Here is a 10,853-nt window from a genome sequence, read left to right as displayed (position 1 = left end):
TTCTTTATGTGAGGGCCTTCCCGTTTGGGGAGGCCCTCACGTATTTACGGCAGGGTTGCCGCCGTCCGATTGCGGCATAGGAGAGGATGTACTCCGTGACTTCCACGGGTAATGACAAGTCTGGCCGGGACGCAGGCGGTGACCGCGGTCGCCGTGACGGTGGTGCGCGGGGTGGCGAGCGCGGCGGTGTCGACCGTTCGCATGGTAAGCGTGAGGGTTTCCGGCGTGACGGCGACCGGGCCCGCGGTTTTGATGGCGGCTACGAAAAGCCTCGTGGGACGGGTGATCGGGGCGGTTTCCCGCGCCGCGATGACCGTGCGGGTGGGTTCCGGCGCGATGATCGTGCCAGCGGCGGCAGTGGTGGTTTCCGCCGCGATGATCGGGGCGGGTCTGGCGGCGATCGCCGGGATGACCGTGCCGGTGGCGGCTTCCGTCGTGATGATCGTGCTGGCGGTGACCGCCGTGAGGGTGGTTTCCAGCGTCGTGATGACCGGCCGGCCGGCGGTTATCCGCGCCGCGAGGATCGTCCGGCTGGCGGTTATCCGCGTCGTGATGATCGTGCGGGTGGCGGCGACCGGGGTGGTTTCCGGCGTGATGACCGTGCTGGTGGCAGTGGTGGTTTCCGGCGTGATGATCGCGCTGGTGGCAGTGGTGGTTTCCGGCGTGATGACCGTGCTGGCGGCAGCGGTGGTTTCCGCCGTGATGACCGTGCCGGTGGTGCCGGCGGTGGGTTCCGTAGGGATGATCGCGCTGGTGGGGACCGGGGCGGATTCCGCGGCAGTGACCGTGGCGGCGATCGCGCTGGCGGTTTCCGCCGTGATGATCGTGCTGGTGGAGAGCGTCGTGAGGGTGGTTTCCAGCGGCGGGACGATCGCCCGGCTGGCGGTTATCCGCGTCGTGATGATCGTGCTGGCGGGGACCGCGGTGGTTTCCGTCGCGATGACCGTGCCGGTGGCGCTGGTGGTGGCTTCCGTCGCGATGACCGTGCTGGTGGCAGTGGTGGCTTCCGCAAGGATGACCGCGCTGGTAGCACCGGTGGCTTCCGCAAGGATGACCGTGGCAGTGGCGGCTTCCGCAAGGATGACCGCGCTGGTAGCACCGGTGGCTTCCGCAAGGATGACCGTGGCAGCGGTGGCTTCCGCAAGGATGACCGTGCTGGTGGCGGTGGTGGTTTCCGGCGTGATGACCGTGCCGGTGGCGGTGACCGCGGCGGTTTCCAGCGTCGCGATGACCGTGCCGGTGGCGGCGGGTTCCGCCGTGACGATCGTGGTGGTGACCGCGCTGGTGGGTTCCGCCGCGACGACCGCGGCGGCGATCGGGGCGGTTTCCAGCGCCGTGATGATCGCGCGGGTGGCGAGCGCCGTGAGGGCGGCTTCCAGCGGCGTGATGATCGCGCGGGTGGCGAGCGCCGTGAGGGCGGTTTCCAGCGGCGTGATGACCGTGCTGGTGGCGAGGCCGGTTTCCAGCGGCGTGATGATCGCGCGGGTGGCGGGCGCCGTGAGGGCGGCTTCCAGCAGCGTGATGACCGTGCTGGTGGCAGTGGTGGTTTCCGGCGGGACGACCGCGCCGGTGGCACCGGCGGCGGGTTCCGCAGGGATGATCGCGCTGGTGGCGCAGGCGGCGGGTTCCGGCGTGATGACCGTGCCGGTGGCGGTTTCCAGCGCCGTGACGACCGTGCCGGCGGCGACCGTGCTGGTGGCGCTGGTCGGCGCGATGATCGCGCCGCGGCGGGATTCCGGGGCGACCGCAAGTTCAGCAGCTTCGAGCCCGAGCCGGAGGACAAGGTTGCCGGTCCCGAGCTGACCGACGCCATGGCGGCTGACGATCTCGATTCGGCCGTGAAGGCGGAACTGCTTCCTTTGGCGAAGCCGGTGGCGGAGACCGTGGCTCGGCATCTGGTGGCGACCGGGCAGTTGATCGACGACGATCCGGCGCTCGCGTTGGAGCACGCTATCGCGGCGCGCCGGTTGGCGTCGCGGATCGCGGCTGTGCGGGAAGCGGTCGGCTTGGCCGCGTACCAGGCGGAGGAATGGACGACGGCAATAGCTGAGCTGCGTACCTATCACCGGATGACGGGCAGGCAGACCCATCTCGCCGTGCTGGCCGACTGTGAGCGCGCGCTGGGAAGGCCGGAAAAGGCCATCGATCTGTTCCGGTCCGCGGAGCGTGACAAGCTCGGGCGGAACGAAGCGCTGGAGCTTTTGATCGTGGCGGCGGGGGCGCGTGGCGACATGGGCCAGCACGACGCGGCCGCGGCCATGTTGCAGATCCGGGAACTGTCCGTGGAGTCCGAAGAGCCTTGGGCCCCAAGGCTTCGCTACGCCTATGCCGATGCGCTGCTGGAAGCGGGCCGCACCGAGGAGGCGCGCGAGTGGTTCGGCCGTGCCGCCGCGGTGGACGCCGAGGGCATCACCGACGCCGCCGAGCGTCTGCTCGAGATGGACGGTATCGAAATCGACGACGAGGACGGTGAGTACGAGTCCGATGTGGACGCGACCTCGCCCGATCGCGACACCGCCGACAGCGACGACGACGACGATGACGAAGACGACGCGGACGACGATGACGAAGACGACCGCGACGATGACGATGACGATGACGAAGATGATGAAGACGACGACCTCGATGACGAAGACGACGACTTCGACGACGAGGATGAAGACGATGAAGACGATGAGGACGACGAGGATGGCGCTGACCGCGACGCAGCCGGCAGCGGTGACGCAGCCGGAAGTGGCGACGAATCCGGAGACCGCCCGCGCGGCGGTTCGGGTGGCGGGTCACGCGGCGATGACGGGACGGGCCGCTGAGAGGTGACCGGACTGGTCGATCGGTATGAGCTCATAGTTTTGGACCTCGACGGGGTGGTCGTGCTTGGCGACCGCCCCGTCGACGGCGCTCCGGAGGCGTTGCGGCGGCTGCGCGAGATGGGCAAGACGATCCGTTTCGTGACCAACAACGCCTCCCGGCGCCGCGATGAGGTGGCGGCTCTGCTGACCGGGATCGGGGTGGCCGCGGAGCCGGGCGAGGTGCTGACTTCGGCAGCGGCCGCGGCACAGGTGCTGGCGGAGAGGTTCGCGCCCGGGTCGCGGGTTCTGGTGGTCGGTGCGCCGGCGCTGGCTGATGAGGTGACGGCGGCCGGGCTGACGGTGGTGACCAAGGCTGATGACGATCCGGTGGCGGTGGTCCAGGGCTACGGCCCGAAGGTGGGTTGGGAACACCTGGCCGAGGCGTGTGTGGCGGTCCGCGGCGGAGCGCAGTGGATCGCGACCAACACCGACAAGACCCTGCCGACGCCGCGCGGGCCGTTGCCGGGCAACGGGGCGTTGGTGGCCGCGCTGGCGACCGCTCTGGAGCGGCAGCCCGACCTCGTGGTGGGCAAGCCCGAACCCGCGCTTTTTCTTGCTGCGGCAAGGGATGCGGGCGCTGCCGGTACCCTCATCGTGGGTGATCGTTTAGACACGGACATCATGGGAGCCAATCGCGCCGCGATGGACAGTCTGCTGGTGTTGACCGGGGTGGCCACCGCCGAAGCGGCCCAGGGCGCGACGGGCACGCAACGTCCAACTTTCGTGGCGAAGGACCTCTCCGGACTGTTCGCGGTAGCGTGAGCATTATGGTGACGCAGAAGGTGAGTGAACCCGTGCAGGACGCGGTTAAGGCATATCTCGAGCTGGCTTTCGGCCTGACTGAGGCTTCCAAGAAGAAGGCGGAGAAGACCGTCAAAAAGGTGACCAAAGAGCTTGTCGGCAAGAGCGGTGCCACCGCAGCCCAGCTGCAGACACTGGCCGAGGACTTGCTGGCCACCGGAAACGCCAATCGGGAGGCGGTTTCCCGGATGGTGCGGGTGGAGATGGACCGCGCACTGAGCCGGGTGGGCCTGGCCACCGCCGAAGAGGTCGCCGCGCTCAACGACCGCATCGAGGCACTGGAGCGCCAGCTGCGCGACGCCAAGGCCGCGCCGGCCGCTTCGGACGAACCGCCGGTGGCGGCCAAGAAGACGGTCGCGAAGAAGGCTGTCGCCAAGAAGGCCACCGAGGCTGAGCCGGTCATCAAGGCTGCCGGGCCGGCGGCGAAGCGGCCGATGCCGAGGGTGGCCGCGGACAAGGAAGCGCCGGAGGCGATCGCGGCGGTGCATGCGGCCGCGGCCAAGGCGCCCGCCAAGAAAGCCGTGGCGAAGAAGGCCACCAAGGCCGCGAAGGCCACGCCATGACGGAAGCTATGGCGCCCAACGAAAACTCGACCGGGCACCACGCCGTGGACGCGGCGGTCGCCTCGGTGCAGAACGCGGCTGGGCTGTCCGCCCAGGAACAGCTCGGCGCCTACGAAGCCGCGCACCAGACCCTGCGTGAAGTGCTCTCCTCCATAGAGGAGTGATGGCGCGCCGGTTGAGGCTCGACGCCGAGCTGGTGCGGCGCGGCCTGGCCCGCTCACGCGAACACGCGGCGACCCTCATCGCGGATGGGCGAGTCGAGGTGCGCGGGAACGTGGCCAGCAAGCCGGCGGCGATGGTCGATCCCGCCGACGCGGTGCGGGTGACCGGCGAGCAGACGCAGACGGAGTACGTGTCGCGCGGCGGGCACAAGCTGGCGGGAGCGCTCGCGGCCTTAATGCCCAAAGGGCTGACGGTCGCCGGGCGGCGTTGCCTCGACGCGGGCGCGTCCACCGGAGGTTTCACCGACGTCCTGTTGCGCCACAACGCTTCCGAGGTGGTCGCCGTGGATGTCGGCTATGGACAGTTGGCTTGGCCGCTGCGCACCGATGCGCGGGTGCGGGTGCTGGAACGGACCAACGTCAGGACACTGACCCCTGAACAGATGGGCGGCAAAGTCGAGCTGACCGTCGCCGACCTGTCGTTCATTTCGCTGCGTCTGGTGCTTCCTGCACTTTCCGCGTGTACGGAGGGCGACCTCGCCCTGATGGTGAAACCTCAGTTCGAGGTGGGCAAGGAGCGCGTCGGATCCGGTGGGGTGGTCAGAGACCCACAGTTGCGCTCCGAGGCCGTCCTGCAGGTCGCTGAGGCGGCGGGCGCGCTGGGTCTCGGCGTGGCCGGGGTGGTGGCCAGTCCGCTACCCGGCCCGTCCGGCAATGTGGAGTTCTTCGTCTGGTTCCGGGCCGATGCCCCGCCCCCGGATCGGGAGGCGATCAGTGCGGTCGTGCACGCGGGCGTGTCGGATAGAGTTTCCGAATGACCAGAGCGGCGCTGCTCGTCACCCACACCGGACGTAAGGACTCGACGGCCCATGCCCGCACTGTGGCGCGGGATCTGAGCGATGCCGGGTTCGAGGTGCGGGTGGTGGCTGAGGAGGCGTTCGACCTCGATCTGCCCGAGGTGACCCCGGTTTCGGGGGTCGCGGCGGCGGCCGGGGTGGAAATCGTCTTCGCGCTCGGTGGTGACGGCACCCTGCTGCGAGCGGCGGAGCTGGCCCGTCCGGTGGGCGCGCCGATGCTCGGCATCAATCTGGGCAAGGTCGGGTTTCTCGCCGAGGCGGAGATTTCCGATCTGGACAAGGCGGTGCGCGATGTGGTGGCGCGCGACTACACCGTCGAGGAGCGGATGACGATCGACGTGACCGCGACGCTGGCCGGCGAGGTGCTTGCCGAGTCGTGGGCGCTCAACGAGGTCACCGTGGAGAAAAGCGCGCCCGAGCGGATGCTTGAGCTGATGGTCGATGTGGACGGGCGGCCCCTTTCCCGGTACGGGTGCGACGGCGTTATCTGTGCCACCCCAACGGGTTCGACGGCGTACGCGTTTTCCGCGGGCGGTCCGGTGGTGTGGCCTCAGGTGGAGGCGCTTCTGGTGGTGCCGATAAGCGCGCACGCGTTGTTCAGCCGTCCGCTGGTGACCTCGCCGACGTGCCGGATAGACATCAGCGTGGACCCGTACACGTCGCTGGCGGTGTTGTGTTGCGACGGCCGGCGTGTCTTCGACCTTCCGCCCGGAGTGAACATCACGGTGAGGCGTGGTGCGACTCCGGTGCGTGTAGCACAGCTGCGTCCGCAGCCCTTCACCGACCGTCTGGTGGCAAAATTTGCTCTCCCGGTGGAAGGCTGGCGCGGCAATAGTCGGTAGGTGGCGATAGGGTCTGCCTGTGCTGGAAGAGTTGCGCATCACCGGCCTTGGGGTCATTGAGGACACGACCCTCCCTTTAACCCGCGGGATGAATGTCATCACTGGCGAGACCGGAGCCGGAAAAACCATGGTGGTCACCGGCCTTGGCCTGCTGTTTGGCGGCCGGGCCGACGCCGGGCGGGTGCGTGCTGATCCCGGCCGGGCCACCGTGGAGGGAAGGCTGCGCCTGCCTCCTCACGCCGCAAAGGCTGTGGCGGCACGGGTGGCCGACGCCGGTGCCGAGCCCGATGACGACGGAAGCCTTCTGCTGAGCCGTGCGGTGACGGTGGAGGGCCGTTCGCGTGCCCACGTGGGCGGCCGCGCGGTGCCGGTGTCGCTGCTGGCCGAGGTGGGCGAGCTGGTCGTGGCGGTGCACGGTCAATCCGACCAGTTGCGCCTGTTGCGCCCCGCCGAGCAGCGCTCCTCACTCGACCGCTTCGCCGGGCCCGAGCACGAGAAGCTGCTCGTCGAGTTCCGTGAGCTTTTCGCGCGCTGGCGCGGGGTGGCCGACGAGCTGGCCGACCGCAAGCGCAATGTGCGCGACCGAGCGCAGGAAGCCGAGCTGCTCAAGCTCGGGCTCGACGAGATCACCCGGGTCGATCCGCAAATCGGTGAGGACGAGGAGCTGCGCATAGAAGCGCAGCGGCTGGAGCACGCCGAAGGCCTGCGCACTGCCGCTCAGCTTGCGCACCAGGCGATCGCGGGAGGCGGCGAGGTCGACTCCGAAGACGCCACCACCATGATCAGCACGGCGCGGCGTTCGCTCGACGCACAGTCCGCAGTGGACCCCAAGCTTGGCGAATATGCCGCCCGGCTCGACGAGGCGGCGGCGCTCATCGGCGACGTCTCGGTGGAATTGTCGGCCTATTTGGCCAGTCTCGATGCCGATCCGGCCAGGTTGCAGACCATCTACGAGCGGCGTGCCACGTTGCGCCAGCTGACCCGCAAATACGCCGACGACGTCGACGGGGTTATCGCCTGGGCTGAGCGTGCCAAGGAGCGGCTGTCGCTGTTGGACACCTCCGACGAGGCGCTTGAGGAGATGGAGCGCGAGCTGCAGCGGCTGGCCGGTGAGGTGGCGGTGCTCGCGTCACGGCTGCGGGCGGCGCGCCGCGAGGCCGCGGTGCACTTCGCCGAGCAGGTGACCGTGGAGCTGGCCGGGTTGGCCATGCCGCACGCCCGGGTCGAGTTCGTGGTCGCCGCGCGCGGTGCGGGCGAGCACAGCCTTGAGGTTGACGGCGAGCAGTGTGGCGTGACCGCTGACGGGGCCGACGAGGTCGAGCTGAGGCTGCTGGCCCATCCGGGCGCGCCGTCGCTGCCGATCCAGCGTGGTGCTTCCGGCGGCGAGCTGTCCCGCGTCATGTTGGCGATCGAGGTGGTTTTCGCCGGTGTCGGCGGTCCGCCCACCCTCGTCTTCGACGAAGTGGACTCCGGGGTCGGCGGCACCGCCGCGGTCGAAATCGGGCGGCGGCTCGCGCGGCTTGCCCGAAATCACCAGGTGTTGGTCGTCACCCACCTGCCCCAGGTGGCCGCTTTCGCCGATCGTCATCTTGTTGTGGCCAAAGACACCAGTGGGGCGATTACGACAAGCGGTGTTCGGGTAGTGGAAGAGACCGAGCGCTCACGGGAGCTTGCCAGAATGCTGGCGGGCCTGCCGGATTCAGATCTCGGCATCGCTCATGCTGAGGAGCTTTTGTCCGTTGCACAGCGTGAGCGGGCTGGCTGATCAAGAGTGTCGGTGTACGCGGACGACACATTCTCGTGCCAGGATGGCTAACGATGCGACTACCGACTTTGCGCCGGACCCGGACCGCCGAACCGGGGATTCTCGCCGGCACGGCGCGGCTTGACCGCCGGACCAAACGTCTGGTCGGCCGGCTGCGCCCAGGCGAGATCGCTGTGATCGACCATGTGGACCTCGACCGTGTCGCCGCTGATTCGCTGGTGGCGGTCGGGGTCGCGGCCGTTCTCAATGCCAAGCCGTCGATCTCTGGCCGCTACCCGAACCTGGGTCCGCAGGTTCTGGTCGAAGCCGGGATAACGCTCATCGATGATCTCGGTGAGGGGGTGTTCCAGCAGATTCGTGAGGGCGATGTCGTCCGGATCGACGGGAACACCGTCTTCGTCGGCGATGAGCCGGTGGCCCATGGGGTTCGGCAGGACGGCGAGACCGTGGGCAAGGCGATGCTCGACGCCCGCGAAGGGCTGTCGGTTCAGCTGGAGGCCTTCGCCGCCAACACGATGGAATACCTCAAGCAGGAGCGTGATCTCCTGCTCGATGGCGTGGGCGTGCCCGATGTCCGCACCGATATCGCGGGCCGGCACTGTCTCATCGTGGTCCGCGGCTACGACTACAAGCTCGACCTTGAGGTGTTGCGGCCTTATATCCACGAGTTCAAACCCGTCTTGATCGGTGTCGACGGCGGCGCTGACGCGCTGGTGGAGGCGGGCTACGCCCCCGACATGATCATCGGGGACATGGACTCGGTGACCGACGACGTGCTGCGTTGTGGTGCCGAGGTGGTGGTGCACGCCTACCCCGACGGTCGCGCGCCCGGTCTGTCCCGCATGCACCAGCTCGGCGTACCGGCGATCACCTTTCCGGCCGCGGCGACCAGCGAGGACATCGCGATGCTGCTGGCCGACGAGAAGGGCGCGACGCTGATTGTGGCCGTCGGCACCCATTACAACCTCGTCGAGTTCCTCGACAAAGGCCGGGCCGGCATGGCATCGACCTTCCTGACCCGCCTGCGCATCGGCGGCAAGCTTGTCGACGCGAAGGGCGTCAGCCGCCTCTACAAGCAGACCATCTCCGGCTCGTCTGTGCTTCTCCTGGTTTTGTCGGCGATCGCGGCCATGGCCGCTGCCGTGGCGGTTTCCACGGTCGGCAAGGCTTATCTCTCGTTGGCCGCCGAGTGGTGGGACAGTTTGGTCTTCAATCTCTATCGGCTTTTCTAGTGTGGTGTCGGAAGATCAAGAGGCTCCAAAGTGATCAACTTTAGGTACCACGTCGTTTCGTTGACCGCGGTATTCCTCGCGCTGGCGATCGGGCTCGTGGTCGGCACCGCCGCGCTCAACGGTCCCGCCGCGGACGCGCTCGGGGAACAGGTTGACGCGCTTCGCAAAGCCAACAACCAGCTGCGTGAGCAGGTGGGCGGGCTGACCGACCAGGCCAACCGGGAGGAGCAGTTCGTCACCCAGGCGGCGCCGATCATGCTGGCCGGCAAGCTGTCCAACCGCAAGGTGCTGGTCGTGTCGCTGCCTTCGGGTCGCGAGCAGGTCGACGGGATCTCCGCCATGCTCAGCGTCGCCGGGGCGAGCCTGGCCGGCACCGTCGTGCTGCAGGACAAGTTCTTCGAAGCGGACGAAAATGTGGCCCTGCTCGGCCTCGCCTCCCGGGCGCAGCCGCCGAGCGTGCCGAATTCGGCTCTGCCGTTCAACAGCGATGGTGTTGAGACGTCCAGTGCGCTGCTCGCCGCGGTGTTGCTGGGCCGATCGCTGCCCATCACCCAGGTGGATGTCACCGAGGTGCTCAGCGCCTACACCAAGGCCGGTTACCTCACGGTCGAGGGCACGGTGAGCGGGGGCGCCGAAGCGGTGGTGTTCGTGTCCGGGCTGCCGCCCGTCGATCGCCAGGCCGGCAGCAAGAACGCCGCCTATGTGACGATGCTGGTGCAGTTCGACAAGCACGGCGTGGCCGCGGTCGGCGGGGTGCTCGGTGGTGACGGCAACCTTGTCGCGGAGGTGCGCGACGACGCGGTACTGGCCAAGAGCATCTCGACGGTCGACAATGCCTCCACGGCCCAGGGCCAGGTGGCCACCGCCCTTGTCATGCACGAGGAGCTGGTGCTGACCCGGGTGGGCCATTACGGTGTCGGGCCGAAGTCGAGCTCGTTGCTGCCACAGGAAAAGAAGTGAGGCGCCTGCTGCTTGCGGGCCTGGCCGCCGCGGCGGCACCCGCGATCGTCAAGGCGATCAGCACCTCACAGTTCTCCAAAGACTTGGAGCGCACCAACTTCCGGGGCGCGACGGTGAGCCTCGCGGGTGGTCCAGCGCTGGCCGCCACCGCCACCGTCACCGCGGCGGCGGGCGCCGCCGACGTGCGCACCGCCGCGGCTGTGCTCACGGCCGGGTTGGGTAGTGGGGCGGTGGGGCTCTACGACGACATCGTCGGAGCGCGGCCGGAACAGAAGGGCTACAAGGGTTTCGCCGGTCACCTGCGCGGGTTGCGCGAGGGCCGGCTGACCGGGGGAGCGGCCAAAATCGCAGGCGTGGGGGCTTCGGCTTTGCTCGCGTCGGCGATGCTGCCCTCCCAGCGGCGCGGCTTCGGCCGCCTGGTCGAGGTGGCTCTCGGCGCGGGGGTCATCGCCGGCAGCGCGAACCTGCTGAACCTGCTCGACCTTCGTCCTGGTCGCGCACTCAAGTCGAGCCTGCTGGTGGCGGGCCCGCTCAGCGGTGGCAAGCACGGTGCGATCACTGCCGGGCCGATGGGAGCGGCGGGCGCGCTGCTTCCGCAGGACCTGGGTGAGGAGATCATGCTGGGCGACACCGGCGCCAACGCTCTCGGCGCGGTGCTGGGCGTGCGGGTAGCCGCGGGAACGGGCCGATTCGGGCGGGCTGTCGTGCTGGCCGGGATCGCCGCGTTGACGCTGACCAGCGAGAAGGTCAGCTTCACGAAGGTGATCGAGAAAACGCCGGGTCTGCGCGAGGTTGACGGCTGGGGCAGGCGGCCATAGCCGAC

General features: G+C 68.6%; 10 protein-coding genes and 1 pseudogene. 10 read left to right on the top strand and 1 reads right to left on the bottom strand.

What is annotated here, in order from left to right:
* Window positions 1-44: 44 nt before the first annotated feature.
* A complete protein-coding gene (locus Rhe02_RS48340; RefSeq protein ID WP_203915344.1) occupies window positions 45-1,895 on the bottom strand; it encodes a hypothetical protein in 1,851 nt (616 codons plus the stop codon).
* Here Rhe02_RS48340 and Rhe02_RS48335 point away from each other — a divergent pair.
* The 10 genes and pseudogenes from Rhe02_RS48335 (at window position 1,884) to Rhe02_RS48290 (ending at window position 10,848) form a co-directional block, all read left to right on the top strand.
* On the top strand, window positions 1,884-2,810 hold the full coding sequence (locus Rhe02_RS48335) for a tetratricopeptide repeat protein (RefSeq protein ID WP_373320814.1): 927 nt from the start codon (window positions 1,884-1,886) through the stop codon (window positions 2,808-2,810). The genes Rhe02_RS48340 and Rhe02_RS48335 overlap by 12 nt on opposite strands.
* Before the next feature lie 3 nt (window positions 2,811-2,813).
* A pseudogene (locus Rhe02_RS48330) lies at window positions 2,814-3,599 on the top strand (HAD-IIA family hydrolase); the annotation flags it as partial.
* Between the two features lie 17 nt (window positions 3,600-3,616).
* Window positions 3,617-4,213, top strand: coding sequence for a phasin family protein (locus tag Rhe02_RS48325; protein WP_239124563.1), 597 nt, complete (start codon window positions 3,617-3,619; stop codon window positions 4,211-4,213).
* On the top strand, window positions 4,210-4,377 hold the full coding sequence (locus Rhe02_RS48320; RefSeq protein ID WP_203915346.1) for a hypothetical protein: 168 nt from the start codon (window positions 4,210-4,212) through the stop codon (window positions 4,375-4,377). Before Rhe02_RS48325 ends, Rhe02_RS48320 begins: the two co-directional genes overlap by 4 nt.
* Entirely contained in the window at window positions 4,377-5,192 is an 816-nt protein-coding gene (locus Rhe02_RS48315) for a TlyA family RNA methyltransferase (protein ID WP_203915341.1), read from the top strand. The genes Rhe02_RS48320 and Rhe02_RS48315 overlap by 1 nt, the downstream gene beginning before the upstream one ends.
* Window positions 5,189-6,073: an NAD kinase gene (locus tag Rhe02_RS48310; protein ID WP_203915340.1), complete on the top strand. Its 885-nt coding sequence runs from the start codon at window positions 5,189-5,191 to the stop codon at window positions 6,071-6,073. Before Rhe02_RS48315 ends, Rhe02_RS48310 begins: the two co-directional genes overlap by 4 nt.
* Window positions 6,074-6,092: 19 nt before the next feature.
* On the top strand, window positions 6,093-7,838 hold the full coding sequence (recN, locus tag Rhe02_RS48305) for a DNA repair protein RecN (protein ID WP_203915339.1): 1,746 nt from the start codon (window positions 6,093-6,095) through the stop codon (window positions 7,836-7,838).
* A 53-nt stretch (window positions 7,839-7,891) separates the two neighbouring features.
* Window positions 7,892-9,070 (top strand): putative cytokinetic ring protein SteA, encoded by a 1,179-nt coding sequence (gene steA / locus Rhe02_RS48300; protein WP_203915338.1) that lies wholly within the window; start codon window positions 7,892-7,894, stop codon window positions 9,068-9,070.
* A gap of 30 nt (window positions 9,071-9,100) precedes the next feature.
* Window positions 9,101-10,030: a copper transporter gene (locus Rhe02_RS48295; protein ID WP_203915337.1), complete on the top strand. Its 930-nt coding sequence runs from the start codon at window positions 9,101-9,103 to the stop codon at window positions 10,028-10,030.
* The gene (locus Rhe02_RS48290; protein ID WP_203915336.1) at window positions 10,027-10,848 is read left to right on the top strand and encodes a hypothetical protein; all 822 of its coding nucleotides are present in this window, start codon (window positions 10,027-10,029) and stop codon (window positions 10,846-10,848) included. Before Rhe02_RS48295 ends, Rhe02_RS48290 begins: the two co-directional genes overlap by 4 nt.
* The last annotated feature ends 5 nt before the right edge of the window (window positions 10,849-10,853 follow it).

Source organism: Rhizocola hellebori, assembly GCF_016862955.1.
Classification (GTDB): Bacteria; Actinomycetota; Actinomycetes; order Mycobacteriales; family Micromonosporaceae; genus Rhizocola; species Rhizocola hellebori.
The sequence above is the reverse complement of the archived record's forward strand: the minus strand, read 5'-3'. Positions and strand labels throughout refer to the sequence as shown.